The 26,533-nt window shown below is 64.7% G+C and carries 28 protein-coding genes and 1 riboswitch; of the genes, 16 read left to right on the top strand and 12 right to left on the bottom strand.

What is annotated here, in order from left to right; all coding sequences use genetic code 11:
- Positions 1 to 25: 25 nt before the first annotated feature.
- Entirely contained in the window at positions 26 to 1,114 is a 1,089-nt protein-coding gene (locus CFB45_RS28305) for a porin (protein ID WP_089428382.1), read from the top strand.
- Positions 1,115 to 1,145: 31 nt separating this feature from the next.
- On the opposite strand, the gene CFB45_RS28300 is transcribed toward CFB45_RS28305, so the two are convergent.
- On the bottom strand, positions 1,146 to 1,532 hold the full coding sequence (locus tag CFB45_RS28300) for a hypothetical protein (RefSeq protein WP_089428381.1): 387 nt from the start codon (positions 1,530 to 1,532) through the stop codon (positions 1,146 to 1,148).
- A gap of 16 nt (positions 1,533 to 1,548) precedes the next feature.
- On the bottom strand, positions 1,549 to 2,457 hold the full coding sequence (locus tag CFB45_RS28295; RefSeq protein ID WP_089428380.1) for a 5'-nucleotidase: 909 nt from the start codon (positions 2,455 to 2,457) through the stop codon (positions 1,549 to 1,551).
- 376 nt (positions 2,458 to 2,833) lie between these two features.
- Between CFB45_RS28295 and CFB45_RS28290 the strand changes: the two genes are divergently transcribed.
- Positions 2,834 to 3,694 carry a hypothetical protein gene (locus CFB45_RS28290; RefSeq protein WP_089428379.1) on the top strand — a complete coding sequence of 287 codons (861 nt, stop codon included), beginning with the start codon at positions 2,834 to 2,836 and terminating at the stop codon, positions 3,692 to 3,694.
- Between the two features lie 65 nt (positions 3,695 to 3,759).
- Here CFB45_RS28290 and CFB45_RS39295 read toward each other — a convergent pair whose 3' ends face one another.
- The gene (locus tag CFB45_RS39295; protein WP_218828880.1) at positions 3,760 to 4,137 is read right to left on the bottom strand and encodes a hypothetical protein; all 378 of its coding nucleotides are present in this window, start codon (positions 4,135 to 4,137) and stop codon (positions 3,760 to 3,762) included.
- A 12-nt stretch (positions 4,138 to 4,149) separates the two neighbouring features.
- Here CFB45_RS39295 and CFB45_RS28285 point away from each other — a divergent pair, with 12 nt between their 5' ends.
- The 3 genes from CFB45_RS28285 (at position 4,150) to CFB45_RS28280 (ending at position 6,414) form a co-directional block, all read left to right on the top strand.
- A complete protein-coding gene (locus CFB45_RS28285; RefSeq protein ID WP_218828879.1) occupies positions 4,150 to 5,187 on the top strand; it encodes a hypothetical protein in 1,038 nt (345 codons plus the stop codon).
- A 49-nt stretch (positions 5,188 to 5,236) separates the two neighbouring features.
- Positions 5,237 to 5,401: a hypothetical protein gene (locus tag CFB45_RS39165; protein ID WP_179255108.1), complete on the top strand. Its 165-nt coding sequence runs from the start codon at positions 5,237 to 5,239 to the stop codon at positions 5,399 to 5,401.
- A gap of 122 nt (positions 5,402 to 5,523) precedes the next feature.
- Positions 5,524 to 6,414 carry a hypothetical protein gene (locus CFB45_RS28280; RefSeq protein WP_144025239.1) on the top strand — a complete coding sequence of 297 codons (891 nt, stop codon included), beginning with the start codon at positions 5,524 to 5,526 and terminating at the stop codon, positions 6,412 to 6,414.
- Between the two features lie 93 nt (positions 6,415 to 6,507).
- Here CFB45_RS28280 and CFB45_RS28275 read toward each other — a convergent pair whose 3' ends face one another.
- On the bottom strand, positions 6,508 to 7,710 hold the full coding sequence (locus tag CFB45_RS28275) for a helix-turn-helix transcriptional regulator (RefSeq protein ID WP_306427042.1): 1,203 nt from the start codon (positions 7,708 to 7,710) through the stop codon (positions 6,508 to 6,510).
- 226 nt (positions 7,711 to 7,936) lie between these two features.
- Here CFB45_RS28275 and CFB45_RS28270 point away from each other — a divergent pair, with 226 nt between their 5' ends.
- The 5 genes from CFB45_RS28270 (at position 7,937) to CFB45_RS28245 (ending at position 11,618) form a co-directional block, all read left to right on the top strand.
- Positions 7,937 to 8,116 (top strand): hypothetical protein, encoded by a 180-nt coding sequence (locus CFB45_RS28270; protein WP_089428376.1) that lies wholly within the window; start codon positions 7,937 to 7,939, stop codon positions 8,114 to 8,116.
- Between the two features lie 13 nt (positions 8,117 to 8,129).
- Positions 8,130 to 8,552, top strand: coding sequence for a hypothetical protein (locus tag CFB45_RS28265; protein ID WP_089428375.1), 423 nt, complete (start codon positions 8,130 to 8,132; stop codon positions 8,550 to 8,552).
- A gap of 211 nt (positions 8,553 to 8,763) precedes the next feature.
- Positions 8,764 to 9,852: a hypothetical protein gene (locus CFB45_RS38630; RefSeq protein ID WP_144025238.1), complete on the top strand. Its 1,089-nt coding sequence runs from the start codon at positions 8,764 to 8,766 to the stop codon at positions 9,850 to 9,852.
- A gap of 251 nt (positions 9,853 to 10,103) precedes the next feature.
- A riboswitch (SAM-I-IV-variant riboswitch) is annotated at positions 10,104 to 10,207 on the top strand.
- Between the two features lie 42 nt (positions 10,208 to 10,249).
- Positions 10,250 to 10,585, top strand: coding sequence for a hypothetical protein (locus tag CFB45_RS39160; RefSeq protein WP_179255107.1), 336 nt, complete (start codon positions 10,250 to 10,252; stop codon positions 10,583 to 10,585).
- A gap of 238 nt (positions 10,586 to 10,823) precedes the next feature.
- On the top strand, positions 10,824 to 11,618 hold the full coding sequence (locus CFB45_RS28245; protein WP_256978384.1) for a hypothetical protein: 795 nt from the start codon (positions 10,824 to 10,826) through the stop codon (positions 11,616 to 11,618).
- Positions 11,619 to 12,237: 619 nt separating this feature from the next.
- Here CFB45_RS28245 and glmS read toward each other — a convergent pair.
- A complete protein-coding gene (gene glmS, locus CFB45_RS28240) occupies positions 12,238 to 14,067 on the bottom strand; it encodes a glutamine--fructose-6-phosphate transaminase (isomerizing) (RefSeq protein ID WP_089428371.1) in 1,830 nt (609 codons plus the stop codon).
- Between the two features lie 156 nt (positions 14,068 to 14,223).
- Between glmS and CFB45_RS28235 the strand changes: the two genes are divergently transcribed.
- Positions 14,224 to 14,715, top strand: a complete 492-nt coding sequence (locus CFB45_RS28235) for an Lrp/AsnC family transcriptional regulator (protein ID WP_089428370.1) — start codon at positions 14,224 to 14,226, stop codon at positions 14,713 to 14,715.
- A 59-nt stretch (positions 14,716 to 14,774) separates the two neighbouring features.
- Here CFB45_RS28235 and panB read toward each other — a convergent pair whose 3' ends face one another.
- Positions 14,775 to 15,632 carry a 3-methyl-2-oxobutanoate hydroxymethyltransferase gene (gene panB / locus CFB45_RS28230; RefSeq protein WP_089428369.1) on the bottom strand — a complete coding sequence of 286 codons (858 nt, stop codon included), beginning with the start codon at positions 15,630 to 15,632 and terminating at the stop codon, positions 14,775 to 14,777.
- A 77-nt stretch (positions 15,633 to 15,709) separates the two neighbouring features.
- Here panB and CFB45_RS28225 point away from each other — a divergent pair, with 77 nt between their 5' ends.
- Positions 15,710 to 16,528: an AraC family transcriptional regulator gene (locus CFB45_RS28225; RefSeq protein ID WP_069250717.1), complete on the top strand. Its 819-nt coding sequence runs from the start codon at positions 15,710 to 15,712 to the stop codon at positions 16,526 to 16,528.
- Positions 16,529 to 16,547: 19 nt separating this feature from the next.
- Here the strand turns inward: CFB45_RS28225 and CFB45_RS28220 are convergent, their stop codons facing one another.
- Together CFB45_RS28220 and CFB45_RS28215 are read right to left on the bottom strand one after the other, a co-directional pair.
- Positions 16,548 to 17,081, bottom strand: a complete 534-nt coding sequence (locus tag CFB45_RS28220) for a methylated-DNA--[protein]-cysteine S-methyltransferase (RefSeq protein WP_089428368.1) — start codon at positions 17,079 to 17,081, stop codon at positions 16,548 to 16,550.
- Positions 17,078 to 18,556, bottom strand: a complete 1,479-nt coding sequence (locus CFB45_RS28215; protein ID WP_089428367.1) for a bifunctional transcriptional activator/DNA repair enzyme AdaA — start codon at positions 18,554 to 18,556, stop codon at positions 17,078 to 17,080. The genes CFB45_RS28220 and CFB45_RS28215 overlap by 4 nt, the downstream gene beginning before the upstream one ends.
- Positions 18,557 to 18,878: 322 nt before the next feature.
- Between CFB45_RS28215 and CFB45_RS28210 the strand changes: the two genes are divergently transcribed.
- Positions 18,879 to 20,171, top strand: a complete 1,293-nt coding sequence (locus tag CFB45_RS28210) for an MFS transporter (RefSeq protein WP_069252842.1) — start codon at positions 18,879 to 18,881, stop codon at positions 20,169 to 20,171.
- A gap of 78 nt (positions 20,172 to 20,249) precedes the next feature.
- Here CFB45_RS28210 and CFB45_RS28205 read toward each other — a convergent pair whose 3' ends face one another.
- Positions 20,250 to 21,353, bottom strand: a complete 1,104-nt coding sequence (locus tag CFB45_RS28205) for a LacI family DNA-binding transcriptional regulator (protein WP_089428366.1) — start codon at positions 21,351 to 21,353, stop codon at positions 20,250 to 20,252.
- 82 nt (positions 21,354 to 21,435) lie between these two features.
- On the opposite strand from CFB45_RS28205, the gene CFB45_RS28200 reads away from it, so the two are divergent.
- Positions 21,436 to 22,269: an NAD-dependent epimerase/dehydratase family protein gene (locus CFB45_RS28200; RefSeq protein WP_089428365.1), complete on the top strand. Its 834-nt coding sequence runs from the start codon at positions 21,436 to 21,438 to the stop codon at positions 22,267 to 22,269.
- A gap of 203 nt (positions 22,270 to 22,472) precedes the next feature.
- A complete protein-coding gene (locus CFB45_RS28195) occupies positions 22,473 to 23,198 on the top strand; it encodes a tetratricopeptide repeat protein (RefSeq protein ID WP_089428364.1) in 726 nt (241 codons plus the stop codon).
- Between the two features lie 63 nt (positions 23,199 to 23,261).
- Here CFB45_RS28195 and CFB45_RS28190 read toward each other — a convergent pair whose 3' ends face one another.
- The 3 genes from CFB45_RS28190 to CFB45_RS28180 form a co-directional block, all read right to left on the bottom strand.
- Positions 23,262 to 23,582 (bottom strand): DUF1330 domain-containing protein, encoded by a 321-nt coding sequence (locus CFB45_RS28190; RefSeq protein ID WP_089429181.1) that lies wholly within the window; start codon positions 23,580 to 23,582, stop codon positions 23,262 to 23,264.
- Between the two features lie 223 nt (positions 23,583 to 23,805).
- Positions 23,806 to 24,504 (bottom strand): hypothetical protein, encoded by a 699-nt coding sequence (locus CFB45_RS28185; RefSeq protein WP_089428363.1) that lies wholly within the window; start codon positions 24,502 to 24,504, stop codon positions 23,806 to 23,808.
- 104 nt (positions 24,505 to 24,608) lie between these two features.
- Positions 24,609 to 25,079, bottom strand: a complete 471-nt coding sequence (locus CFB45_RS28180; protein ID WP_089429180.1) for a MerR family transcriptional regulator — start codon at positions 25,077 to 25,079, stop codon at positions 24,609 to 24,611.
- Between the two features lie 77 nt (positions 25,080 to 25,156).
- Between CFB45_RS28180 and CFB45_RS28175 the strand changes: the two genes are divergently transcribed.
- Positions 25,157 to 26,401, top strand: coding sequence for an NADH:flavin oxidoreductase/NADH oxidase family protein (locus CFB45_RS28175; RefSeq protein ID WP_089428362.1), 1,245 nt, complete (start codon positions 25,157 to 25,159; stop codon positions 26,399 to 26,401).
- Positions 26,402 to 26,533: the final 132 nt, after the last annotated feature.

Genomic DNA, 26,533 nt, shown 5'->3' with positions numbered 1-26,533 from the left:
TTTTTCATAAAAAGACGGAGACGGAATGAAACTCAGGTTTGGAGCAGTGGCGATTCTCGCCGTGGCGCAGGGCGCATGGGCGCAGAGCAGCGTGACGATGTTCGGGCTGATCGACGCGGGCGTCTCTTATGTCAGCAACGAAGGTGGCGGAAAGAACGTCAAGTTCGACGACGGCATATTCGCGCCCAATCTCTTCGGCTTTCGCGGCACGGAAGACCTCGGGGGCGGATATCGCGCGATCTTTGCGCTGGTGAACCAGTTCTCGATGGCGAACGGCGCGATCATCGGCACGGGGATTTTCGGGCGCAATGCGTACGTGGGCCTTGAAAGCAATCGGTTCGGCAGCATCACGCTGGGCAATCAGTATGACTTCATGGTGGATTCGCTGTTTTCGAAGAACAACGCGATTTCACGGGATATCTCGGGGTTGTACGGCTTTCGCAATGGCCCGTTTCAACGTCTCACGCTTCCGGACAATCCGACCGGTGCATTCGATTGGGATCGCACGGCGGGTAGCAAACCGATCGCGAATTCCGTCAAGTACAGTTCGCCGACGGTGTCGGGTTTTTCCGGCGGCGCGATGTATGCGTTTGGTGGGGTGGCCGGGTCGGTCGGGGCGGACAATGCGGTCAGCGCCGGGGTGAACTACGAGATGGGGCCGTTCGGGGTGGGCGCGGCCTACACGAACGAGAAGTACGGCCCCGCGCCCGGCGTGCCGTCCACCAGTGTGCGCAACTGGGGCGTCGGGATGCATTACGACTTCGGTGTCGTGACCGCGAACGCGCTGATGACGACCGTGCGCAATTCATTCAACGATGCCGGCGTGTGGATGGCCGAAGCGGGTGGGCTGTGGCACGTCAGGCCGGATGTCGTGCTGGGCGCGAAGTACATGTACATGAAAGGTAATGAAGCCGTGAACAACAACCACGCGCATCAGGTCAGCGTGGCGCTTCAGTACCTGTTCTCGAAGCGGACGATGGTGTATGTGTCGGCAGACTACCAGCGCGCGAACAATGGCGCGAATGCGCAGGTCAATGGCGTGCTGGATCCGAACGGGGCGTCGAGTTCCGCGAGTCAGACGGTGGCGCGGGTGGGGGTGCATACGGTGTTTTGACGAGCCGATCCGCCCCGAATCACGCGCCGCGCTATTCCAGCAGATAGCGCATCGTCGCGGCGCATGACGGGCAGAGTGTGCGAACGCGGCCATCCGTATGGCCGCGCAACGTGGCCGGATCGCCGCAACGCTCGCACGTGCACTGGCTCAGGTCCGCCGCGGAGGCGAGCCAGCCGTCCACTTCGCGGGTCACGTTGCCGCGCATGCGGAAACGCAGGCCGCCGAGCTTCTCCTTCACTTCGAGCACGAGCAGCAGCGACTTGCGGGCTTGCGCTTCGAGCCGGCACGACAGCTGGTCGATGATCGCGTACCAGCCGTCGTCGCATTCGAACAGGCAACTCCCGGAGAACCGGGGCGCCAGCGCCTGATAGATGGTGGGGTAAGTGTCGACCAGCTTGTTTTCGAGTTCTCGATTCATCTGCAAATTCGCTCGTTCAATGAAGAATCAGCCCGGATTCGTTGTTGATGCCGTATGGCACGTGGCCGGTCGCGACCCGGTGTGCGGCTGATTCGCAGTTGCGGACGTGATCGTCGAAGAAGATGTCGGGGCGAAATTCCGCGAGGAAGCCAGCCTTGTTCCTGCCTCCGAGGAACATTGCTTCATCGACCGTGATACCCCACGCGATCAGCGTGCGAATGGCGCGCTCGTGTGCCGGGGCGCTGCGTGCGGTCACCAGCGCGGTGCGCACGTTGATGCCGGATGCGCGCAGGCCGCGCAGCGCACACAGGGCAACGAGGAACGGCTTGAGCGGGCCAGGCTGCAGCGGCGCGTGCGCATGACGCATTTCATGGTCGTTGAATGCGGACAGCCGACGCCGTTGGAACACGCGCTCCGCTTCATCGCTGAAGAGGACGGCATCCCCGTCGAAGGCGATGCGCAATTCGTCGTCGTGCGTGCAGCCGGCAGAGGCTGGCGCCGGATACAGGCAGGCCGCTGGGAACCCGGCGGCCATCGCGTTCTCGACATCCCCGGCATGCGTCGAAAGGAACAGGTTGGCGCCCAGCGGTGCGAGGTAGCGATGAGGCTGTGCATCGCCGGTGAAGATCGCCCGGTGAATCGCCAGCCCGTGATGCCGCGCCGACGCAAACACCCGGAGGCCGGTCGCGGGGTCGTTGCGCGACAGAATCGCGACGTCAACGGTTGCCTCGTCGTCGCGATTGAATGCCAGCAGCTTGCGCACCAGCGGGAACGCGACACCGGGGCTGGCCGGCACGTCGAGTCTCGACGCCTGCAGCGCTCGGTAAGCCGACGGATCATCGTCCCGATACACGAGATGCTCCGCGTCGAAGTCGAACAGTGCCCGCGCGGAAACCGCAACGGTGATTTTCATGCCTGAATTCATGGGCTCTCCAATGACTGCAGGCGAGGATGCGGCCCACCTGGGACAAATCGTGTCCTGATAGTCCCGCGGAATCGTGTCGCGTGGTCGAAAGTGTTCTGCGCGGCATCATCCGACGCGCGTCTGAAGCGCAGTCTTTCGCAGCATGCTCGTTCGGGACATGAATTGTCCCGAACGAACATCACGATCCGGCCTGACGCATCGATCAAAGAGGCGGCCGCGAACCTAAAGTTGGCTGCTGTTGGCGCCGTTAAGTCGATGGAATATTTCTCGGCTTCAGGCGCGAGATGCGCATGCCCCCCACAGCCGCCGTTGCGGCCCGACGCATGCCCGACGTGAACGGGTGGCGTTGGAATGACGATACAGACCGGAGATTGACATGCTTAACAGAGAGGCGGCAGCGACCGCACGCAGCCAGCTCGAGGCAGCAGCCAAGGAATACGACAAGCGCCAGGGTGCGGTGCAGGCGCTCGCGACGGAGCTTTACACGCTGCGGCGCGAGAGCAGTGAACTGCTGATCGGCGAAGTCGAGGCCTACGTCAACAGCCTGGCATCGACGCCGAAGGAGTTCGATCGCGCGTTTGCTGAATACAAGGTCGAATACCGGACCTTCGAAGGCGTGGTGACCGAAGTCGACCGGCAAATGCACGACATCAACGTGACGGGCGGCGCGGCGACGGGCATGGGTGTGGCCGCCGGCGCATCGACCGCGTTGCTGGCGCCGACGGCGGCGATGGCCATCGCGACCACGTTCGGCACGGCGTCGACGGGCACGGCAATCGCATCGCTCTCCGGCGCCGCGGCGACCAACGCCGCACTGGCGTGGCTGGGTGGCGGCGCGCTGGCGGCGGGCGGCGGCGGGATGTCCGCGGGCGGCGCGCTTCTCGCGCTGGCCGGCCCGGTGGGCTGGACGCTGGCCGGCGCGGCGGTCGTGGGTGGCGGCGTGTTCATGTGGCGCGCCAATGCGAAGGTCGCGGAGGAAGCACACCAGCGGCGTATCCCGATCGAGAAAGGGATCGCGTCGCTCCGGATGGCCGCAGGCGAAATCGATGGGCTCAAGACGCTGACGCTGACCCATTCGGCCGGCATGAAATCCTTGCTTGCCGCGCTGAAGCAAACCGCGCCGACCGACTACGGCCAGTTTTCGGCGGAAAGCAAGGATGCGCTGGGCGCCCTCATCAATCACGTGCGCGCACTGTCCGCGCTGTTGAACAAAACCATCCTGGCCGAGGCAGCCTGAGCCCGAACATGACAACTCAATCGTCAGCGGACCTTGGCGGGAGCGACGCGTTGCCCGAGGCCGCTTCATTCCCTCGCACGTCGAGCCTGGCCGACCAGGCCGCGGGTGTCGTGGTTGATGCGATCAACAGTGCGCGCGTGGCCGCCGAAGCGGCATTGCAGTCGGCGCAGGATCGCGCGTTCGACAGCGCGATGGACGCAATGAACACGTTGCGCGAATTCATCGGTGAACCCGGGAAGATTCTCGGCCGGATGGACACGAAGCACGGCGAGATCGCGGAGCAGGTCGAAGTCGCGGTTCGCCGCGCCCGCGATTTCCTCGCGCAGGTCGCACCCGGCGCGACCTTCGAGGGTGTCGGGCGAACGGCGCCGATGGACTATCGAATCGACGGCATCGACTTTCAGTCGAAGTTCATCAACGGTTCGAGCAAGGGGCTGACGCATGTGCTCGAGCATATGGGCAAGTACAAGGATTTCCCGACCGACGGCGTCTATCACATCCCGAAGGACCAGCACGCGCAGATTCTCGAGGTGCTGAAGGGCAATACCGGCGAACTGAGCGACAAGACGATCCGTGCGATTCAGGAGAAGGTCGCGCAAATCGAACTGGCGAGCGGCAAGCCGTTTTCGGCGGTCGTGCAGCCGTCGGTATCGACCTACAGTGAAGTTCAACTCGGCAAGGTCGACGAAACGGTCAACGGCCATGAACAGGATCTCAAGCAGCAGAACGAGACGCTCAAGGACCAGATCCGCATCGAACACGAGCCTTCCGTCGCCGAAGGGTTGAAGGCAGCAGGCGGCGCGGCGGCGGTTGGCGCGGCGGTCAGCCTGACCACGAAGCTGTGGCAGAAGTATCGGGACGGGAAGAACATTTTCGCCGGCGACTTCAACGCCGAAGACTGGGCGGAGGTCGGCCTGTCCACCGCAAAGGGAGCGGCCGGTGGCGCCATTGCCGGCGGGGCCATCTACGCGCTGACGAACTGCGCCGAGATGTCCGCGCCTTTCGCGGGGGCTTTCGTCAGCGCCGCCAAAGGGATGGCGGTGCTCGTGGCCGACTATCGGTCGGGGAAGATTTCGGTCGACGCGCTCATCGACAACGGGATGTTCGTTTGCAGCGACGCGGCGATCGTGGGGCTGTGCACGGCGGCAGGTCAGGCGTTGATTCCGGTGCCGGTGCTGGGCGCCGTCCTGGGTTCCATCGCGGGCAAGTTCCTGTCGACCTTCATCGGGAAGAAGGCGCGCGAAGTGACCGACAGGCTCGCCGAGCGCACGAAAAAAATCGTGGCCGCGCTCGATGCCGAGGTCCGCAAGGCCCTCGCGTTCCTCGAAGCGGAATTCGAGCGGCTGGGCGAGCTCACCACGGCGGCGTTCGACCTCAAGGCCAACGTGCGTCTGCTCGAGTCGAGCCTGACGCTTGCCCGTGCACACGGCGTGAGCGAATCGCTGCTGATCAAGGGCGACGCCGACCTGGACGCTTTCATGACGGGGCGGTAAGCCGCGTCGACAACCACTGAGGAACGCTCGACATGAAGGAACGCTCGACATGACGATTTTCTGGATTGCGCTGATGACGGCGCTCAATGGATGCCTCGAGATTCTGGGGACCCTCCTCGGCACGGCGCTGGCGGCTACCTTCATCTGCTTTCTGATCGCCGCGCTGATTGCGATGGTGATCGAGATGTTCAAGGGCGAGCCCGCGGCTGCGTAATGCCCGGTGGGCACACGGCGCGCATCGAAGCAGCGATTGAACGATCCGGACTCGGGCAGCGGCCCGTGTTCGGCCGACGAATGGATCTGTCGTCCCCGGCGACACAAGAAAACGAAAAGAACATGACCTACGAATTTGTTGAGAAATGGTGGAGCCTGAGCGCGCTGCTGCAAGTGGCGGACGACGACGATCTCGCCATCCTGGCCGAGCACCTGACCGACAAGGGGAAGGGCCGCAGTGCGCTGTCGGGCACGCGGCTCGCGCAGTTGACGGCCTGTTGCGAATCGGGCGTATTCGGGCACGTCGACCGCAACGACATCGCGAGCGAAATCCGCCTGTTTGGCGGCAACAGCATCGCCAATGCCATGCGCGGCGGCGAAGGCGTGTCGTACCAGGAACTCGTCGTCGACGTGGCGAAGCACCTGAAGATCGATGTGGAAAGCTGGGAGTCGGCGCTTTCTGTCGAGACGCAGATGCTTCGCAAGCTGTTTCTGAATGCGCTCGATGCGATGACCGGCGACATGCGCCGAACCATCCTGTCGGATGTCGGCCTCGGCGCGCTGGCCGATTTCGGGCGCGCGGAGATTGCCGCCGCGTTGCGCGAAGCGCCCGCTCACGGCGACATCCGGGTGAAGGTGGCGGCGTTCGTCGCCGAGTCGACGGCTGCGACCGTTCTCGGCCGGGGGCTTGCCATCGCGGGCAAAGCCGGCGCGGCGTCGACCATGCTCGCATCCGGCGCCGTGGCTGCTGCCGCGAGTGTCGTTGCCCCGCTCGGGCTGGTGTTCGGTGCGGTGGCGCTGGCGGGGCCCGCCTATCGCGTCTCCGTCCCGTGTGTCGTCCAGGTGGCCTACATCCGGGAGAAGGCGTACCACACGGTGCAGAACGGCGGCGCGCTCGACGTCGTCGGCCCGGCGGCTTCGTCGGAAAAGATGCCGTCGATGCCGCCGGTGCCGGATATCGGTACGTATGCGATACCCTTGCTTCCCAAGATCAAGCGCATCAAAACGTACTGACGTCGAATTCGGCCGGTCGTGCCGGCGCGCGTTAGACGAAGGAGAGGGCGGCTTTTGCCGACCCTCGGTTGACGGTCGATCCTTCTGTCGGGGTCACGACGCCATTGGTGGACACGCTTGCGTGGTTCGGGCTGCGCCGTATCGTGCGGCAAGCCGTTCGTACTCGCGTGCGAATTCGTCGCGCAGGGACGCCGGCGCGAGGATTTCCGCATTCGCCCCGAAGGAGCGGAGCCACCAGCGCAGCTTCAGGCTCGGAATGACGGTGCCGCTCACTTTCAGTCTTCCATCGGGCAGGGTTTCCAGCTTCTGGTCCCTGGCCATCGGCGTTTCCTTGAGATGGTTGCCGGCGCTGCCGTCGAACGCGATGCTCAGGTGAATGGCCGGCTCGGTCAGGAAGTTGAAAGCCTGCTCTCCATCGATATAGGTGCGCAGATGAAAATCGCCAGGATAGTTGAACGTCTTGCCGGATTCGCTCGCCGACACGATCCGGTCCAGCCGGAACAGACTGCGAAGCCACTGGATTCTCGGCTTGTCCTTGCGTGGCTCGAATGACGGATCCTGCGCCACCATGTACATCACGCCGGCCGACTCCACCAGGGCGAGCGGCCACAGGATCTTCGGCTTCAGGTCTTCCGTGTCGGGCTTGCCGGCCGGGCGATACTTGACGAGCACTTCGCGCTCGAAGAACGTTGCGGTCGCAATGACCTGGAAGATCTCTTCACTCAGGTTGGGGCGGATGAGGGTGAAGTTGCCGTCGACCGAATCGACCTTGTCGGGCCACGCCTGGTAGATCCGGCTGTCGGCCTTCTCCTGCGACAGCCGTACGTCGGCTGCGGCGAAGAGCGGTTCGAGATCCTTGGTCACCGCGGCCGGGAGCTTGGTCCCTGCGAAGCGCTGGAGGATGTGGAACGCAACGGCCTCGGCCGCGCCCATGAGACTCGGGCTGTCGCGCGTGCCTTGCAGCCACGGCTTGCGCTGCCAGAGCAATTCGCGTCCACGAGAGGTCGAGATGACGACCTTGTCCTTCTCCAGCTTCATCAGTTCCCGCAAGACCTTCTTCGGGTATTTCGTGCGGTGTCCTCGCTCTTCGAGCTGTTGCCGGACTTCAGACGTGGAAATCCAGTCCGTCGCATCGCGGTGGGTCGGCAGGATGCGCAGAATTGCTTCGTCTAATGATGTTGTCACTGGTCCCTCGATCACGCTTTTTTGGTCGATTTCTCCGCGCACCGTCGATGCGATTGCGCGCGATGACGTCGATGCTAAAGAAGAATCGGATTCTACGTACGATCGGGACACAAATTGTTCCGATGCACATCGATACTGTTCGGCAGTTTGGTGTCGGGATTGCGATCGGGCGATGCATTGCGGGGAAGGTTGAAAGGGCCGCAAGCGTTTGCGGGTCCTTTGTGACGCAGAAAGTTCGGGAATTTGCGAACCGCTCACTAAAGTTGCGGTGCTGATTGTCGATAGTTATTTATGTATTGAAGCATCGTGTCTGATCACTCGATTCAAGGAGAGTCAAATGAAGAACTACACCGTATCCTACGAATTGCGCAAAGGTTCGAGCGCCAGCCGATATACCGTCATGGTCAAGGCCGAATCGGATTTCATGGCCATGAAGCAGGCCGAAGGCAAGGCGCGCAGCCAGCACTCGAGCAAATTCTCCAGCGGTTATGAATTCAACTTGATCGAGATCCGGTAACGGGAGACGCGACATGGGTAAGTACTTTGGTCTGGGCGACGACTGGAAGGAACTGACAGGCAGCTACCGGAGCGGCGGGGATCGTGCTACTGCCGGTTTGAAGCTGCTCGGGAAAGGGTTGTTCAACGTCGGGAAATTCGCGGTGACCGAGGTTGTGCCGGGAATGGTTTCACAGGCAGGGAAGCGGGCGGAAGAGCATCTCGATAAGAATCGGGAAAACATGTCGTCGGAGCAGATCGCGCGCGCCGAGGAGCTTTCCGAGAGTGGCCGGCAGGTACGTGAGCGCCACGAAAAGATTCGCGATGTCGACTGGAAAATTTCCGATCTGGAATTGAAGCTCAAGGAACTTCCCGAGGACGATTACAGGCGTGAAGAACTGGAGAGCCAGATCGAAAGCTTGCGCAGTTCCCGCCCATCCAGTGCGTTTCATGACTAACGGGATGCAGTTGCTTCGATAACGCGAAGTCGGGCTTGCGGTCGACAGTGAAGGGCGCTTGTGCGCTCTTTGTCTTTTCTGCGCTGCCGCATTGCCCGATGGCACTTTGCATCGGCTCGCCATTTCTCTACGACGATCGCTTCAATATGGTCCCGGTGTTCACGTGCACGGGTATTGAAATGACGCATGTGCTGTTTTTACGGGGGGGCATGTGAATCTGGAAGAACTGAAGCAACTCGAATCTCGATGGACGGGCCCTGAAGCGAATAAGGGCCTCGACGACATTGCGCGGAGCGAGGCGGTCGTCGACTGGCAGCCGATCGAAGGGTTGATGCCGTATCGAGACAAGTGGGCTGCAGTCGTCGATGGTCCGGACTTGAATCAAGAGGAAGTGCGGCCGGAACTCTCCGCCGCATACGTCGATGCCGTCAGAAAACTTTGGCTCGGCACCGATGTCGACGAGCCTGCCAGCAGCGGCCCCGGCCACTGCGGAAACGCGGGCCATTTCCACTGCTACAAAACCACTACAAGGGGGAAGGGGGCGCGCGTCTGGGAGCCGTGGCGACGTCAGAGCAGCGGCGCGGTCACGTGGTGGTGTTCGAGTTTGCAGGAGGCCGGACATCGCTACTCGTGGCCGAACCATCCCGCTGGGACGTTCGAACAGTTGAGCGCCGCGCTCCAAGGCGCGATGCGCGCCGGAAATGAAGCGACAACGAATGTGGTGTGCCGGAAGATTCTGGATTGGGGAGGCGTTCGCGGCCGTCCGCATGCTGCTCGCGTCGAGTGGCTCGACGAACAAACGCAACGGGGAAACCTGATATCGAGCATTCGCACCGCGACGCGCGCGCTGCGCGCAACGTCGACGTCGAGTCTCGATGCGGTGTTTTCGGAGGGTGGCATTCCGATGACGTCCGGGACGACGAAAATCTTTGCGGCCGCGGCAATGGATTTTTCTGCAGGATGGTTCGCGCCCACGCAAGACGTGCTCATTTTCGACGGTCGTGTCACGGGGGCGCTTGGCCTCATCGCACGCCGCGTTTCCCACGCACTGCCGGACGCGTTCCGTTTCCCGTCAAGCCGGGAATCGAAGCGTCGCCGCGACGCGTCATGCGCGCATCTTACGTTGCCGAACTTGCACAGCCTGAGCAACGTCGAGCGGGCGAGATTCGCACGCCTGGGCGCTTACTGCATCGACCGGATCGTCGGCAAGTCCGAATTCCTGCTGGCGGAGAAAGCGCTGTTCATGATTGGCTACGATGTCCGGTGGCGATGCGATAGCCAAAGTCGGGCCTGTCCGTAAGGACTTGATGGAGACCCCACTCGTCTTACCGCGCACGTCGGCGTGCGGTGAGAATAATTAAGGTTGCCACCTCACCATTTCCTTCACGTAGCGTCTGCTGGGCGCCCGCAATTTGAACGTCTACGGGCGCCACCGGTGCGCGGGCTGGATCGGTGGCGCCGTCCGGCCAAAATGTCGCTCTCCGGGCACGCCTTGCCTGATATCGGGTTTTCGGTATAATGAACCAACGTTCGGAATGTCGAACATAAGAAGTCAAGCATCCAGAGTCGGATTCTCCGACGCCAACCTGCCCTCCCGGGCAAGGTGGACGCCTCTGAGGCGATGCGGCCGATTTACGGCAACGAAACGGGAGCAGCATGGCTGGCACCGGTTCGATAACCACTCATCCGGAGCAACCATGCGTCAAGCTACCTCTGCCTCCTGTCCGACGGTCTGTGAAGACTGGTCACACTACCTCCCTGGTTTCACGCTGACGCATACGGTTCATCTCGTGTCGAGACGGAATCCGGGCATCGTCTCGACCGCGGCTGCCGTGCTCGAAGGCGAAACCGCCACGGTCGATCGGTGGGCCATCACCCGCTGTGGTGACGTTCTCGAGCAAAAGATCGTTCTCGGGGAAATGACGGAGGGGCAAGCGGTTCGACTGCGCGAGCGGCTGGCCGCGCTCGATGGCGTACTGCGCACGAAGGTGGAGCATCATTTCGTGCGGGGTGGGTCGGCGACGGGCAACTGAATGTCACTGCCCCCGCCCGTCGCGCTGCTGCTCGCGTGTCGGGAATTGTTGTAGTCTGGGCAATACGATAGTGTGGCGCACCGGCCTGCCGTCGAACTGGCAATGATCCTATGATGTGTCGCGCAGGGGGCCGGTGAACTCGAACGGTTGGACCGTTACCGATCGTTTGAGCCTGCCGATCTCATCGTCGACCGATTCGCTAGAAAATCAGGAGTGTGTCGTGATTCACCGGAGATCCATGTTGGGCCGTAGGAACGTGGCGTGCGTCGTCGCCGTGGCGACCATGCTGGCCCCGGTCGCGACGCGTGCAGCGGCCGACCATGTCAACGAAACGGCGAGCGTCGCGCCTGCCGTTTCGGCCAACACGTCGCTCACACGGCCGATCGTCGGCGACGATCCGGTTGCGATTCGGGAAGCGCTGGAGAAGCTGCACGTCAAAAGCGCGTCCCCGTCCCTGAGCGATCGCGTCCGCGGCCTGATCCCCGGCGTGCCCGACAAACATGGCCAGAACGCCGACCTGGCCGCGGTCAACCTGGATCGTGAGGTCACTTTCCTGGTGCCGGTGTCGTACGGGCTGCGATATCAGTCGCAGAAGCATCTGTTGAAGGTGAACGTCGACCTGGTCGACGCCGACGGCGAAGGCCGGACAGGCATCCTGCTCAGAAAGGTCATTACCGGGCCGCGGGGGCGAGGGCTCGTGATCGCACCCGAGGCGAAGGCAAAAGGCTATATCCAGCTGATCGACATCATCGAACTCGATCCCGGAAAAGGCAGGAAGTCCACGGTGCGCGGCAGCGTGAGGCTGTCACCCGCTGCGTACGCGCAAGCGCAGGGCGGGTTCGTGTTGGCTCTTTCCGGGCGCCTGGTCCGGCCGTATCTGACCGAACACGTCGAGCACGCCGAGCCGAACAACGACGAGCCGACCGACATCACGACGAGAACTTCGAGGTTGTATCTCGATGTCGAATCCATTTCGCTCGTGAGTCAGGCGAGTGGGGCGGTGTTGTTGAAGAAGCTGAGTCTGTCGAAATAGCGGGTTGCTTGCGCGAGGCTTTGCGCCGGTAAAGGGGGCGCCGCAACGGAACATGTCGAGTGTGCGGGGTTGAGCGCGCGCACGCTGCAGCAGCGTTTTCCAGCGATGTGGGCATGACGCCGAAGCGGGTGATCTGTCGATACCGATTGCATGAGGCCATCGGCTCACACCGGTCGGGCCCTAGATTTTCTGTACTTTCTGTGGAAAGTACAGCACCGCGAGACCCTTGTCACATGAGGCGATCTGGGGTGTACGTGTCGTGCATACAGCCTGTTTTTCTGTACAGCGACGTGCTAGTTCAACCGTTCGAACGTTCCATCTAGCGCGGACGGGGACCCCCGGTGAGCTTTCCGAAGTTTCTCAGCGGCCAAGCGGCCAGAACACCTCTTGGAATCATCGTAAATTATTGATTTATAAAGATTGGCCGTTTATTTTACAAAAAACAGATCTCTACGGCTAATGCTCAAGTACCTGCCCCTCTCGGACAATGCTGCTCGTCAGGCTATCGACTCGTCTACCGTGTTCGACGAGTCCTGTCGGACGAAATCCGAGGCTGTGAAATATGCCGGAGGTATGTACTGGAAGACTCAGGGCCCTTAGGCCCCGGATAGGTCCACCCTCACTCCACCGTCACCGATTTCGCCAGATTCCTTGGCTTATCGATATCCGTCCCTCTTGCCAGTGCAGCGTGATACGCGAGCAGTTGCATCGGCACCGTATGCAGGATCGGCGAAAGCGGCCCGTAGTATTCGTTCAGCCGAATCACCTCGATCCCTTCGCTCGGCACCAACCCACAGTCCACATCCGCGAACACAAAAAGCCGGCCATTCCGCGCACTGACCTCATGCATGTTCGAGCGTAGCTTCTCAAGCAGCATGTCGTTCGGCGCCACCGCAATCACCGGCATTTCGTCACTCACCAACGCCAACGGCCCATGCTTAAGCTCCCCCGCCGGATAAGCCTCCGCGTGAATATACGAAATCTCCTTCATCTTCAGCGCGCCTTCCAGCGCGATCGGATAATGCATCCCGCGCCCGAGAAACAGCATGTTGTCGCGTCGTGCGAGCAGTTCCGACCAGGCCATGATCTGCGGCTCGAGCGCGAGCACTTTCGACATCGCATCCGGCAGATGCCTAAGCGCACGCAGATGCTCCTTCTCGTCGTCGTCGCTTAACCGCCCACGCACCTGCGCAAGCGACAACGTCAGCAGAAACAACGCAACGAGCTGCGTCGAGAAAGCCTTCGTCGAAGCCACCCCGATCTCGATCCCTGCGCGCGTGACAAACTGCAGCGCACATTCCCGCATCAACGCGCTCGTGGCGACATTGCAGATCGCGAGCGTATGCATCATCCCAATGCGCTTCGCGACATGCACCGCACCCAGCACATCAGCCGTCTCGCCGCTCTGCGACACCGCGACAACGAGCGTACGCGGATTCGGCACACTATCGCGATACCGAAACTCGCTGGCAATTTCTACGCTGGCCGGCAGCTTCGCGATGCTTTCGATCCAGTACTTCGCCGTGAGCGCCGCGTGATAACTACCGCCACACGCGAGCAACAACACCGAATCGACGTCATTGAAAACCCGCCAAGCACCATCACCAAACAACTCCGGCATGATCGACGACACATCGAGCAACGTATCGGCCACCGCCTGCGGTTGCTCGAAGATTTCCTTCTGCATGTAGTAGCGATACGACCCGAGGTCGGCCGCACCGCTATGCGCGGCGACCCGCTGCACCGCGCGCTCGACACGCTGGCCGGCCGCATCGACGATCCAGTAGCGATGCAGCTGGATATCGGCAACATCACCGTTCTCGAGGTAAGCGATGCGATCGGTAATCCCCGACAGCGCAATCGCATCCGACGCCAGAAAATTCTCGCCTTCGCCGACACCCACGACGAGCGGCATGCCATCACGCGCACCGACGATCCGGTGCGGTTCGTCGCGGCACATCACCGCGATCGCATAACTGCCGCGCAGTCGCGCAACCGCGCGCCGCACGGCATCGAACAGATCGCCGTCGTAAAGATGATCGATCAGGTGCGCGATCGCCTCGCTGTCGGTCTGGCTCGCGAACACGTAGCCATGCGCCTGCAGTTCCGCACGCAGTTGATCGCAGTTCTCGATGATCCCGTTATGCGACAGCGCGATGCGCGCATTGGCGTCGCTCGGCGAGAAGTGCGGATGCGCATTGAGCGTGACGGGCGCGCCGTGCGTGGCCCAGCGCGTATGCGCGATGCCGGTGTAGCCCGACAGCGCATGCGCGGCGATCTCGCGCTGCAGGTTGGCCACACGATCGACGCTGCGGGCGCGCGCCAGCGCCCGGTCGCGGTACACCACGACGCCGCACGAATCGTAGCCGCGGTATTCGAGCCGCTTCAGGCCGTCGACCAGGTTCGGCAGGATGTCCCGCTGGGCGACCGCCCCGACAATTCCACACATATCGCGCTCCGTAAATGTCCTGTCTGGATCAGTGACAGCGATGGTAGGGCGAGCCAAATGGAATTAAATTTCAAAATATAAGAACAAATGAAACGAATGGCAGATCATTTATCATGTTGAAATTAAATTTCACGCCCTGACCGGAAGGAGCCGCCAATGGCCGGCATCACCCTCGACGATCTCGACCTGCGCATCCTCGCGATCCTGCAGGACGACGCGTCGGTGTCGAACCTGCAACTGGCCGAGCGGGCGCTGTCGTCGCCGCCCACCTGCATGCGCCGTGTGCGCCGGCTGACGGAAGCCGGCGTGATTCGTCGGCAGGTCGCGGTGCTCGACCCGGCGGCGATCGGCACGGCCGTCACCGCGTTGATCGAGATCAGCCTCGACCGGCAGACGGCCGAAGACTACGACGCGTTCGAAACGTACGTGTGCGCGGAGCCGGCCGTCACGCAGTGCTATCGCGTGTCGCCGGGGCCGGATTTCGTGGTGGTGGCCGATCTGGCCGACGTCGCCGAATACGACGAATTCGCGCGGCGGCTGTTCACCGGCGCATCGAACGTCCGCAACGTGCGGACGTTCTTCTCGACGCATCGCGCGAAGTTCGAAGCGAACGCCCGGGTCACGCACGCGATGCGCAAGCGCGTGTGAGGTGATCGCACCATCATTCGCCATGCGTTCACGAATGCCTGCGCGACGTCATCACGTCATCACGCAGCCGCATCATCCGCGCCCATCCGTTGCAGCGGCTTGCCATACCCAAAGCAATGCGCGGGTTCCGGGAACACACGCTGCCGCACGTCGTGCGCGTACTGACGAATCGCCTCGCGCATCACCGCATTCGCATCGGCATAACGCTTCACGAAGCGCGGCGTGTACGCATCGAACGCGCCGATCATGTCCTCGGTCACGAGCACTTGCCCGTCGCACGCGGGCGATGCGCCGATGCCGATCGTCGGGATCGTCAGCGTTTCGGTGATATGGCGCGCAAGCGCTTCGGCCGTCCCTTCGACGACGACGCTGAACGCGCCGGCCCGTTCCGCCGAACATGCGGCATCGAACACCTGCGCGGCCGAGCGCGGGTCCATCCCCTGCGCGCGGAAGCCGCCCGTCGCGTTGGCCCGTTGCGGCATGAGGCCGACGTGCGCCATCACCGGAATGCCGCGCTCGGTCAGGAAGCGGATCGTGTCGGCCATCTCGCTGCCGCCTTCGAGCTTCACGCCCTGCGCGCCGGTTTCGGCGAGCAGGCGCGCGGCGGAGCGATACGCTTGCGCGGGCGATTCCTGGTACGTCGAGAACGGCAGGTCGACGACGACGCATGCCTGCGCGGCGCCGCGCACGACGGCCGCACCGTGTGCAATCATCATGTCGAGCGTGACGCGCAGCGTATCGGGCATCCCGTACAGCACCATGCCGACGGAGTCGCCGACGATGATCACGTCGGCCACCTCGTCGACGAGCTTCGCCATCGGCGCGGAATACGCGGTCAGCGACACGAGGCTGCCGATGCCCTTGGTCGAACGGATCGCGGTGACGGTCTTGCGGGTGGTGCGGGTATGAGCGCTCATGAGCGGAAGCCGTGTGAAAGAAGAGCCGCCACGGTAGCATCGCGCTCGTTCGTGCAATGACCTTCGGAGGACGTCTTATGGTGCTGGCGGGACAATCGGGTGACCCTTACGCGGTGCCGCCGATGGCGCGCCTGCCGAGGCCGCTGTATGTGCGTGCGTTCGGGATTCCCGGCAACGTGAGCATCGACGCGCACAGTCATCCGTGGGCGCAGCTGATGTATGCGACGAGCGGGGTGCTCGAGGTGTCGACGCCGTCGGGCCGGCACCTGCTGCCGCCGCACTATGCGATGTGGATTCCGCCGCACGTGCCGCATGCGGTGTCGACGCGCGATTGCGTCGCGTTCCACAGCCTGTATCTCGATGCGGCGATCGCGCGCGACGACGTGCACGACGATTGCGCGATCCTCTGCATGACGCCGCTGCTGCGCGAGCTGGTGCTCGCTACGGCCGAATTGCCGGTGAACTACGACGAGACGGGGCCGGACGGTGCGCTCGTCTGCCTGATCGCGGACCGGATCGCACGCATGCGGCAGGCGCCGCTGACGGTGCCGCTGCCGCGCGATCCGCGTCTGCTGAAAATCGCGCGGGCGTTGCATGCGGATCCGGGCGATACGCGCAATCTCGACGAATGGGGGCATCAGGTCGGCGCGACGCGACGCACGCTGTCGCGCCTCTTCCGGCAGGACACGGGGCTGTCGTTTACCGAATGGCGGCAGGCGGTGCGGCTGCTGGCGTCGCTGCCGCTGCTCGATGCGGGCGAGCCGATCGGCGCGGTGGCCGCGCAACTGGGCTACGACTCGACGTCGTCGTTCATCGCGCTGTTCCAGGCGAAATTTCAGGTGACGCCCGGCGCGTATGCGAAGCGTGAAGCGCGCCGGCCCGTGTTGAACGCGTGACGCGGCCGCACGCCTCCACTCAGAACGCGAGCGCCTGTTGCACCGGATGGTGGGCGCCGCGCTCGAACCCCGCGCCTTCGAGCGACAGCAGCGCGCGCTTGCGATCGATGCCGCCCGCATAGCCGGTGAGGCTGCCCGATGCGCCGACCACGCGATGGCACGGCACCATGATCGACACCGGGTTCCGGCCGACCGCACCGCCCACGGCGCGCGCGCCGCTCATCGGCAACCCGACGCGCTCGGTGATGTCGCCGTACGTCACGAGTTCGCCGAACGGAATCGCGAGCAGTTCCTTCCATACGCGTCGTTGAAACGTGGTGCCTCGCAGGTGAATCGGCACGGAGAATGTCTCGCGCATGCCGGTGAAGTACTCGGCGACTTCTTCCGCGACCTTGCGCGCAAGCGGCGACATCGCGAGCGCGTCTGCCTCGGTCACGATCGCAACCGGCGGGAAGTATTTCTGGCCGACGAAGTAAAGGCCCGTCAGCGCATCGTCCTCGATGCGCACGGCGATGTCGCCCAGCGGGCTCGGAATCAGGTGAGCGGGAGTCATCGCGACACATCTCCATGAAGGCGCCACACGTGCAGTGCGGCATACGCGCGCCACGGCGCCCAGCGCGCCGCATGCGGCGCGGATGATGGCACACGGGTGCGCTCGCTGCGCGCGGGCAGCCACGCATCGTCGGCCGGGAACGCATTCGGCCAGGCCATCGCGCGCATCGCGACGTACTGCACCGCGTGCTCGTCGAAGCCGGGCAGCGCGCGCAATGCGTCAAGCGTCATGTCGAGCGGCGCCATCGGTTCGAGTGAGAGCGTGCCGTCGTCGACGGCGCGGGCGAGCGACACGATCGCCCGTGCGGGTTCGCGCGCGATGCCGATCGTTTCAAGCGCGGAAGGCGGCAGGGCGGCCAGCGTCGCGGCGGAGGGCAGCGCGTGCATGAGGCCCGGCGGCGCGCCTTTGATCGATGTGCCGAAACGTTCGGCGATGCGCGCCAGCACCGGCGCGCCCGCATGCGTCGCCGCAAGCTGTTCGCCTGCAATCGCTCGGATCGCGATCTCGACGCCGTCGAACGCGCCGGGAACACGCAGGCCCGGCGAGCCGCTCGCGAGTTCGCCGAGATGCGCGTCGATCACGTCGGGGCGGCTGTCGAGATCGAACAGCCGCCGCACACGCGCGAGTACGGCCGGTACGACCGGCGTCAACGAGGGCGACACGGTGACGGCCAGCGCGAAGCGCTGCGGCACATGCGCGACGGACAGCCAGCCGGCAATACGCCCGCTACCGTCGTTGACGTTCGGGTTCGGCAATTCGACGACACGCGCATAACCCTGCGCATCGATCCGCTCGACACCGTCGATCTGCCGCTGCGCAAGGAAGCGCATCAGGTCGTCCCACGCGAACGGCGGGCGATACGGCAGCGGGAACGTCATGTCGCCATCGGCCGACGCGCGGGCTCCTTTGCGCAGCCGGAGTGGATTGAGGCCGTACCGCTGCAGGAACAGGTCGTTGAAGCGCCGCACGCTGCCGAACCCGGCCGTGGACGCGACGACGGCCACCGGCAGCGCGGTATCGGTCAGCAACCGCTTGGCCATCAGCAACCTGTGCGTCTGCGCGAACTCGACCGGCGACACACCGAACTGCGCGCCGAAGATCCGGCGCAGGTGGCGTTCGGTCACGCCGACACGCCGTGCGAGCGCATCGACGGAATGCGCGTTCAGGAAACCGTCCTCGATCAGCGTGGCGGCCGCGTCGGCGAGCGTGCCGGACAGGTCGAGCAGTCCGTGGCCGGGCGCGAGCTCGGGGCGGCAGCGCATGCAGGGTCGAAAGCCGGCTTTCTCGGCGGCCGCGGCGCTCGGGTAGTAGCTGCAGTTCTGCGCTTTCGGCGGCTTCACCGGGCAGACGGGGCGGCAATACACGCCCGTCGTCGCGACGCCGACGAAGAACCAGCCGTCGAAGCGGCGGTTCCGCGAAAGCAGGGCGTCATAGCAGGTGTCGGGATCGAGGCGCATGAGACGACTGTAAACCATCCCGCCCGCCGATTCTGGCTGGAATCGGACATGTGTCTCGGCGGCCGCCCTCGCGCACGCCGGTCGGGAAAATCGGGGAAAAACGGTTAATGCCATGTAGTGAAACAGTCGTCTCTTTTGCGGTTGACTAATTTGAGATGACTCATCGAAATCCCCGACTGACAGGGCAGGGGCGCACGTCCTATTCTTTGAAAAACGTTTTCCAGATTGATCGACGGAATCGGCCGTGCGCGACAGGCGCACCGCCGTCCGCCCCGGCGCCGGTCGCCGGTCAACGAACAACGTGCGGCGCGACGGGCGCGGCCGCGCATCGGAGACATTCATGCAATCTGCCGTCGTCGGCGCCGTGCGCGCGGCCGCCAGCCGCTACCGCTGGACCGTCTGTGCGCTGCTGTTTTTCGCGACCGTCATCAACTACATGGATCGGCAGATCCTCGGCCTGCTCGCGCCGATGCTCCAGCACGACATCGGCTGGAGCCAGGTGCAGTACGGCCGCATCGTGATGGCGTTTTCCGCGTTCTATGCGCTAGGCCTGCTCGGCTTCGGGCGCATCGTCGACCGGCTCGGCACGCGCATCTCGTATGCGCTGGCGATGCTGGTGTGGAGCATCGCCGCGATGCTGCACGCGGCGGTCGGCTCGGTGATGGGCTTCGCGTTCGTGCGCGCGCTGCTCGGCATCGGCGAGGGCGGCAACTTCCCGGCCGCGATCAAGACCACGGCCGAATGGTTCCCGCGCCGCGAACGCGCGCTCGCCACCGGCATCTTCAACTCGGGTGCGAACATCGGCGCGGTGTTCGCACCGGCGATCATCCCGGCGATCGCGGTGGCCTACGGCTGGCGCGCGGCGTTCGTGATCGTCGGCGCGATCGGCATCGTGTGGCTCGCGGTGTGGCTCGTGCTCTATCGCCAGGCCGATACGCGCGCGCTCGCCGCCGAATACGACGAGCCGCGCGACGAAGCGGAAGCGCTCGACGCGGCGAACGCGAATGCCGGCGCGCCGCGCTGGGGCGAACTGATCCGCAAGCGCGAGACGTGGGCGTTCCTGATCGGCAAGTTCCTGACCGACCCGGTGTGGTGGTTCTACCTGTTCTGGCTGCCGAAGTGGCTCAACGAATCGCGCGGGATGGACATGCAGCACATCGGCCTGCCGCTCGTCTGCATCTATGCGCTGACGACGGTCGGCAGCATCGGCGGCGGCTGGCTGTCGTCGATGCTGCTGCGCGCGGGCTGGAGCGTGAACGGCGCGCGCAAGACGGCGATGCTGATCTGCGCATGCTGCGTGCTGCCGATCGCGTTCGTGTCGCAGGTGCAGAGCCTGTGGGCCGCGGTGCTGATCGTCGGCCTCGCCGCCGCCGCGCACCAGGGCTGGTCGGCGAACCTGTTCACGACGGCGTCCGACCTGTTCCCGCGCCGCGCGGTGGCATCGGTGGTCGGCATCGGCGGGATGGCCGGTTCGATCGGCGGCGTGCTGTTCTCGGAAGTGATCGGCCAGGTGCTGCAGCGCACGGGCCACTACTGGGTGCTGTTCGCGATCGGCGCGTCGGCCTACCTGATCGCGTTGGGCGTGATGCACATGCTCACGCCGAAGATGAAGCCTGCGCAGCTCGACGCGTAATCGCGTGACCGCTTGTCCGCAAACGAACGCGCCGCCCTTGGGCGGCGCGTTTTCTTTTGCAGGCGCGAAACAGGAAACTCAGCCGACCGCGGCCGTCGACGCGCGCATGATCAGCCGCGGCTCGAACGTCGAATAGCTCGCATCGGTGCGGCCCGCGAGCGCGTCGATCAGCTTCTGCATCGCGAGCTCGCCCATGTTCTCGCTCTGGATGTCGACGGTGGTCAGCGCGGGCGCCGCGTATTCGCCGTACGGCACGTTGTCGATGCCCGCGACCGACACGTCCTGCGGCAGCCGGAAGCCGAGCGACGTGGCCTCCTTCATGAAGCCGAGCGCGATCAGGTCGTTGTAGCAGATCACGGCCTGCGGGCGCTGCGGCCCGAGCATCACGCGCGAACACGCACGCTCGCCGGCTTCGGCGGTCGGCGCATGCGCATCGTGCACGTCGAGCGTGAGCCCGGCTTCCGCGAGACAGTCGCGCGCGCCCTGGATCCGTTCGTCGTTCACGCGTGCGGTGCCGAAGCCGAGATACGCGATGCGCGTATGGCCGAGATTGAGCAGGTGGCGAGCAAGCATGTAGGTCGACAGCCGGTTGTCGATGCCGACGCTCGGAATCGGCAGACCGGGGCTGCGACGCAGCAGTACGAGCGGCTTGTTGAGATCGAGCATCCAGCCGGCTTCGTTATCCGGCATCCGCGTGCTGACGATCAGCCCGTCGACGCGCTGCGCGAGCGCCTCGATCAGCGAGCGTTCGCGTGCCTGGCTCTCCTCGGTATCGACGAGCAGCAGCGTGTAGTCGTGCTGCAGCGCGACGCGGTTCGCGCCTTTCACCACGTTCGTGAAGTGCGGGTTGCTGATGTCGAGGATCACGAGGCCGATCGTGCGCGTGCGGCCGGTGATCATCGAGCGCGCGAGCGGGTTCGAACGGTAGCCGAGCCGCTCGATCGCCTCCTTGAGCCGGGCCTCGACGGTCGGCGAGAAGCGCTGCGTGCCGTTCACGTACTTCGAGACCGTCGCGACCGACACGCCGGCTTCCGCCGCCACGTCGCGGATCGTCGGGGAAACTTTTTTCATTCGAAGGGTAACGTTTTCGTTCCGTAAGGCCGGATTGTGGCAGAAAAAGGGCACGCGCGGCCACGCGCCGATATCGGGAAAGTGCGGATGGCTGCCACCGGGGTCGACCATTGACGTTCGGCGGTGCGCCCGCGTATAGTTGGAAAACGTTTTCCGATTCAGTCAGATTTCAGGTCAGATGCAAGGAGATTCAATGAACGCCTCATCCACCGGCGCGCGCAAACCGTTCGGGCGCCTGCTGCTGACAGGCGCGGCCGGCAACCTCGGCCGCCAGTTGCGCGGCGCGCTCGCCGACTGGGCCGACGTCGTGCGCGTCAGCGACATCGCGACGCTCGGCGACGCGGCCGCGCATGAAGAAACCCGCGTCGTCGACCTGGCCGACCGGGCCGCGGTGATGCAGCTCGTCGACGGCGTGGACGCGATCGTCCACCTCGGCGGCATTTCGGTCGATGCGCCGTTCGACGATCTCGTCGGCGCGAACATCACCGGCACGTACAACCTGTACGAAGCCGCGCGCAAGCACGGCGTGAAGCGCGTCGTATTCGCGAGCTCGAACCATGCGATCGGCTTCCATCCGGTCACGGAAGTGCTCGACGCCGATTCGCCGCTGCGCCCCGACAGCCTGTACGGCGTGACGAAGTGCTTCGGCGAATCGCTGTCGCGCTACTACTTCGACCGCTTCGGGATCGAGACCGTGTGCCTGCGGATCGGCTCATCGTTCGAAGTGCCAAAGAATCCGCGCATGCTCGTGACGTTCCTCAGCTACCGCGATTTCATCGAGCTGGTGCGCTGCTCGCTGCTGACGAACCGCGTCGGGCACGCGATCGTGTACGGCGCGTCGGACAACCCGGTGAAGTGGTGGGACAACACGAAGGCCGGTTTCCTCGGCTTCCGTCCGCGTGACAGCTCCGAGCAATTCGCCGGGCTGTTCCCGGTGACGGCGCCGACCGCCGACTACGATGATCCCGCGCAGCGGTTCCAGGGCGGCGGGTTCGTCGTCGGCGAGCCGATGGAGCGCAAGGGGTAGCCGGCACGGTGGGGCGAGGGCCGCTTCATTGACGACGGATTTGCGATTGCGGTAAAAGGAAAGCCATCCGGTGCGACAGGTTCCGCCATGCGGGGCCGCAGAACGACGATACGCACCGGACGGCTGCATGCGAAGCGCGACACGTGGGGGCACGATGTCGTGCTTCGCCGCAATCCGATCGAATAATCACAATATCGAGAGCAATGAAAAAAACCCTATTGGCGCTGTGCGCCGCGCTGGCCGTTGCGCCGGCATTTGCCGACCTGAAGGACGGCTTGGCCGCCTACGAGAAGAAGGACTACCAGACCGCCATCCCCGAGCTGACGACCGCGGCGAACGCGGGTAACGCCGAAGCAGCCGCGTTGCTTGGCAAGTACTACCGCTACCCGGGCAGGGACGACGAGCAGGCGGTGAAGTGGAGCTTCATCGCCGCCCAGCATGGCGACGTGAAGATGCAGTACGACATGGCCGTACGGATCGACGATATCGCGTGGCGGCTGTTCCGTCGTGAAGAGGATCCGGCCAAGCGCTATTTCCGCGTGGCCGCGGATTGCTTCCAGCTGGCAGCCGACCGTGGCTACGCGCCCGCGCAGAGCGCGCTCGGCTTGATGTACGACATGGGGTTGAAGCTGCCCGCGGACCTCGACAAAGCCACTGCGCTGTATCGTTCGGCCGCGCGCCAGGGCGATCCGCTGGGGCTCGAAAGCATGGGGACGCTCTATCAGAAAGGCCGTGGCGTGAAGCAGAACCAGCTGACCGCGTACACGTTCTACCTCGCGGCGCTGAAATCCGCAAAGGGCAGCCGCAAGGTCGAGTTCTCCGAGGTATCGGCCGCCGAGCTCGACGGCGTGCTGTCGGCGCGCGATCGGGAGAAAGCGAAGGCGACGGTCGACGCGTGGGAGCCGGGGCAGCCGCTCGAAGGGATGTAACGCCGCCGTCGGCGCGTGGCGGCCCAACAGCCCGATTGGCGACCGGCGGCGCGTAATGCTTCGTCAGCGCAGGATGTCGGTCGCCTTGTGCCGCGCGTCGACGCCGTCGATCAGGATCAGCGGGCCGCTCGCGTGCCGCGCGCGCAGCGGCTGGATCTGCCGGTACGCATCCGATTCGTACCACGCGCGCGCCGTGTCCAGATCGGGAAACGCGATCGCGATCAGGTCGCCGCGCCACACGCCTTCACGTACCTCCGGCCGCGCGCCGTGAATCACGAAATGACCGCTGAAAGGCGCGAGCGTGCCGTCGATGCGTTCGAGATATTCGACGATGTCGTCGCCCATCTCGACGTCGTGCAGGTGGGCGATGGCGTAGGCGGTCATGGCGGGCTCCTTGATGTGATGCGCTTCGTGCGTCGATGGAGCCATCATCGTGGCGCGGGCGGCGCGCGTCGATTACCTGCGACGTAAGCAAATCTGCGCGGCGAAGGGGGCAGGCGCGTGCCGGCAGACACACTGCGCGTGCGGCGCGGCAGCGTCCGTGCATACCGCTTATCCGCACGCATCGTCAGTCGCGGCACGGCAGCACGGCGGCGCTGCGTCACCGTCAACGCGTCTTGCTGCAAGCCGGATCGCTACCTCGCCGCTCGGCCGAATCACACCAGTAACCCGGCCGCCACGCTTCGAACGTGACCGCTTTCGCCGCATTGGCGCGCGTGACGCGCACCGGGTCGGCCTTCAGCGCATCGCCGTTCGGATCGTCGTTGAAGCGCCAGTTCCGGAACACCTCGCGATGGAACACCCACGTGCGATGCGCGTTGTCGTAGCGAAACGTGACACGGTCGCGCCAGTGGTCATGGCCCGCGAATACGCCCTGTTCGACCGTGAAGGTGCGCGGTTCGACCGTGAGCGCGTTCTCGGCGACGCCATCCAGATACGGGTCGCCCATTCCGCCTTCGTCGGCTTTCATGATCACGGCGTCGTTGCGCGCCGCGAGCCGGTAGTGCCCGTCCTTGCCCGGCAGGAAGATCATCAGCGGACGCGGCGACGCCTTGCGCATCGAGTCGTCGGGCTGATGCGCGACGACGACATAGCCGACATGGGGGCTGTCGGTCAGTCGCCCTGACGCGGCGTCCATCGCTTCGTAGCCGGCGGGCAGCTGCGCGACGATCTCGTCCGGAAGGTCGGGGGCGGCGGGGCAGGCGAACGATGCAGGCGTATCGGCGCACGTCCTGGCGCAAGCGTTGCCGATGCCGAACGTCAGCAGTGCGGCGACGAGGAATCCTGTGGTGCGGGGGAGCGTCATGCGGATCGGGTCGTGAAGTCGCGCCGGGGAAGCCGGCGCACGCGCGTCGACTCGTCTCGCCGCCGCGGAGGTTGATTGTTTGTCAGGTGACGCAGCGTAACCAGTCATGCGCGCTTGCGTGTCGGCCGCGGGACCGGCGCGGACACCGGTGCCGACGCCGGCGCTTCTTCGGCCTGCGCGCACAGGCGGTCGAGCATCCGTTGCGCGGTTTCCGTGCAATCCTCGCCCTCCGGCTTGTTCTCAATCTCGTCGATCAACACCTCTAGATGTTGCCGGTTCTGCGCGAGACGCTGTTCGAGCAGCACGATTTCGTCGACCTTGTGCCGCAGCGCGACCAGCAGCTCGTCGCGCGGCCACGCGCCGAGATCGGGCGGCAACACCGCGCGGATCTCGTCGAGCGCAAAACCCGCGCGCTGCGCGCGGTCGATGATCGCGAGCCGCGTCAACGCTTCCGACCCGTATTCCCGATAGCCGTTGGCCTGCCGACGGGCCGGTTCGAGCAGCCCGCTCGCTTCGTAGAAGCGGATGCGGGACGCCGCGAGGCCGCTCGCCTTCGCCAGTTCGCCGATTTTCATGCTGCGCTCCAAAAGGGCTTGACCTTAAAGTTGACTTTAAAGTTATCGTTGGGCATCGTCAATTGAGGGTGCCCTCCATGAACCTGTTTACACCGCTGACACTGCCCAACGGGGCGGTGATTCCGAACCGTCTGGCCAAGGCCGCGATGGAAGAGAACATGGCCGATGCGAACCACGCACCGTCCGACGCGTTGCTGCGCCTGTACCAGGCGTGGGCCGATGGCCAGGTCGGCCTGATCCTGACCGGCAACGTGATGGTGGACGGCCGCGCGATGACGGGGCCGAACGGCGTCGTGCTCGAGAGCGATGCGCATCTCGACCGCTTCCGCCGCTGGGCGCAGGTGGCGCGCTCGGGCGGCGGGCAGGTCTGGATGCAGATCAATCACCCGGGGCGCCAGATGCAGGCGGCGCTCGGCCAGACGACGCTCGCGCCGTCGGCCGTGCCGCTCGCGCTCGGTGCGCTGTCGAAGCAGTTCCCGGTGCCGAAGGAGATGACGCCGGCCGATATCGCCGACGTGCAGCAGCGCTTCGTGCGCGCCGCGCAACTCGCGGAGCAGAGCGGCTTCACCGGTGTGGAGATTCACGCGGCGCACGGCTATCTGCTGAGCCAGTTCCTGTCGCCGCTGACGAACCGCCGGCAGGACCCGTGGGGCGGCAGCATCGAGAATCGCGCACGCCTGCTGCTCGACATCGTGCGGGACGTGCGCGCGACGGTGTCGCCGCAATTCGCGGTCGCGGTCAAGCTGAACTCGGCGGATTTCCAGCGCGGCGGCTTCAGCGCGGACGACGCGAAGCGCGTGGTCGAACTGCTGAATCCGCTCGGCGTCGATCTCGTCGAACTGTCGGGCGGCAGCTATGAAGTGCCGGCGATGCAGGGTGAGGCACGCGACGGGCGCACGCTGGCCCGCGAAGCGTATTTCCTCGAGTTCGCGCGCGACATCACGGCGGTTGCGCGGATGCCGCTGATGGTCACGGGCGGCATCCGGCGTCGCGTGGTGGCCGAGCAGGTGGTCGACAGCGGCGTGGCGATGGTCGGCATCGCGACCGCGCTGTCGATTGAGCCGAACCTGCCGCGCGACTGGCGGGCCGGCAAGGACAGCGCGCCGGTGCTGGAACCGATCCGCTGGAAGAACAAGGCGCTGGGCGCGCTGGCCAACATGGCGGTCGTCAAGTTCCAGCTCACGCGGCTGAGCGTTGGCCGGCGCACGCACCCGCAGGTGTCGCCGCTGCGCGCGCTGGTCGGGCAGCAACTGGCCGCGCAGTGCCAGACGCGGCGCTACCGGAAGTGGATGGCGGGGCGCGCGGCGGGCACGCGTGCGTGACGCGCGGTCATGCGGCCCGGCGAGGGGTTCGTCGGGCCGCCGCTGTGCGCCGATCCAGGGCGTTCATGCGGTTGCGTGAGTGGCCGCGCCTTCGCGGTGAGGTCGCGATGCATGCCCCCGCCGCAGGGCATG

Source organism: Burkholderia sp. HI2500, from assembly GCF_002223055.1.
Lineage (GTDB): Bacteria > Pseudomonadota > Gammaproteobacteria > Burkholderiales > Burkholderiaceae > Burkholderia.
Note: the sequence above shows the minus strand (reverse complement) of the source record. Positions and strands in the feature narration are given on the sequence as shown.

Excerpts from the sequence above, each read along its gene's own strand:
- CFB45_RS28305 (WP_089428382.1), top strand. The coding sequence starts at position 26 with ATGAAACTCAGGTTTGGAGCAGTGGCGATTCTCGCCGTGGCGCAGGGC.
- CFB45_RS28300 (WP_089428381.1), bottom strand. The coding sequence starts at position 1,532 with ATGAATCGAGAACTCGAAAACAAGCTGGTCGACACTTACCCCACCATC.
- CFB45_RS28295 (WP_089428380.1), bottom strand. The coding sequence starts at position 2,457 with ATGAATTCAGGCATGAAAATCACCGTTGCGGTTTCCGCGCGGGCACTG.
- CFB45_RS28290 (WP_089428379.1), top strand. The coding sequence starts at position 2,834 with ATGCTTAACAGAGAGGCGGCAGCGACCGCACGCAGCCAGCTCGAGGCA.
- CFB45_RS39295 (WP_218828880.1), bottom strand. The coding sequence starts at position 4,137 with ATGCGTCAGCCCCTTGCTCGAACCGTTGATGAACTTCGACTGAAAGTC.
- CFB45_RS28285 (WP_218828879.1), top strand. The coding sequence starts at position 4,150 with ATGGGCAAGTACAAGGATTTCCCGACCGACGGCGTCTATCACATCCCG.
- CFB45_RS39165 (WP_179255108.1), top strand. The coding sequence starts at position 5,237 with ATGACGATTTTCTGGATTGCGCTGATGACGGCGCTCAATGGATGCCTC.
- CFB45_RS28280 (WP_144025239.1), top strand. The coding sequence starts at position 5,524 with ATGACCTACGAATTTGTTGAGAAATGGTGGAGCCTGAGCGCGCTGCTG.
- CFB45_RS28270 (WP_089428376.1), top strand. The coding sequence starts at position 7,937 with ATGAAGAACTACACCGTATCCTACGAATTGCGCAAAGGTTCGAGCGCC.
- CFB45_RS28265 (WP_089428375.1), top strand. The coding sequence starts at position 8,130 with ATGGGTAAGTACTTTGGTCTGGGCGACGACTGGAAGGAACTGACAGGC.
- CFB45_RS39160 (WP_179255107.1), top strand. The coding sequence starts at position 10,250 with ATGCGTCAAGCTACCTCTGCCTCCTGTCCGACGGTCTGTGAAGACTGG.
- CFB45_RS28245 (WP_256978384.1), top strand. The coding sequence starts at position 10,824 with ATGTTGGGCCGTAGGAACGTGGCGTGCGTCGTCGCCGTGGCGACCATG.
- glmS (WP_089428371.1), bottom strand. The coding sequence starts at position 14,067 with ATGTGTGGAATTGTCGGGGCGGTCGCCCAGCGGGACATCCTGCCGAAC.
- CFB45_RS28235 (WP_089428370.1), top strand. The coding sequence starts at position 14,224 with ATGGCCGGCATCACCCTCGACGATCTCGACCTGCGCATCCTCGCGATC.
- panB (WP_089428369.1), bottom strand. The coding sequence starts at position 15,632 with ATGAGCGCTCATACCCGCACCACCCGCAAGACCGTCACCGCGATCCGT.
- CFB45_RS28225 (WP_069250717.1), top strand. The coding sequence starts at position 15,710 with ATGGTGCTGGCGGGACAATCGGGTGACCCTTACGCGGTGCCGCCGATG.
- CFB45_RS28220 (WP_089428368.1), bottom strand. The coding sequence starts at position 17,081 with ATGACTCCCGCTCACCTGATTCCGAGCCCGCTGGGCGACATCGCCGTG.
- CFB45_RS28215 (WP_089428367.1), bottom strand. The coding sequence starts at position 18,556 with ATGGTTTACAGTCGTCTCATGCGCCTCGATCCCGACACCTGCTATGAC.
- CFB45_RS28210 (WP_069252842.1), top strand. The coding sequence starts at position 18,879 with ATGCAATCTGCCGTCGTCGGCGCCGTGCGCGCGGCCGCCAGCCGCTAC.
- CFB45_RS28205 (WP_089428366.1), bottom strand. The coding sequence starts at position 21,353 with ATGGTCGACCCCGGTGGCAGCCATCCGCACTTTCCCGATATCGGCGCG.
- CFB45_RS28200 (WP_089428365.1), top strand. The coding sequence starts at position 21,436 with ATGAACGCCTCATCCACCGGCGCGCGCAAACCGTTCGGGCGCCTGCTG.
- CFB45_RS28195 (WP_089428364.1), top strand. The coding sequence starts at position 22,473 with ATGAAAAAAACCCTATTGGCGCTGTGCGCCGCGCTGGCCGTTGCGCCG.
- CFB45_RS28190 (WP_089429181.1), bottom strand. The coding sequence starts at position 23,582 with ATGACCGCCTACGCCATCGCCCACCTGCACGACGTCGAGATGGGCGAC.
- CFB45_RS28185 (WP_089428363.1), bottom strand. The coding sequence starts at position 24,504 with ATGACGCTCCCCCGCACCACAGGATTCCTCGTCGCCGCACTGCTGACG.
- CFB45_RS28180 (WP_089429180.1), bottom strand. The coding sequence starts at position 25,079 with ATGAAAATCGGCGAACTGGCGAAGGCGAGCGGCCTCGCGGCGTCCCGC.
- CFB45_RS28175 (WP_089428362.1), top strand. The coding sequence starts at position 25,157 with ATGAACCTGTTTACACCGCTGACACTGCCCAACGGGGCGGTGATTCCG.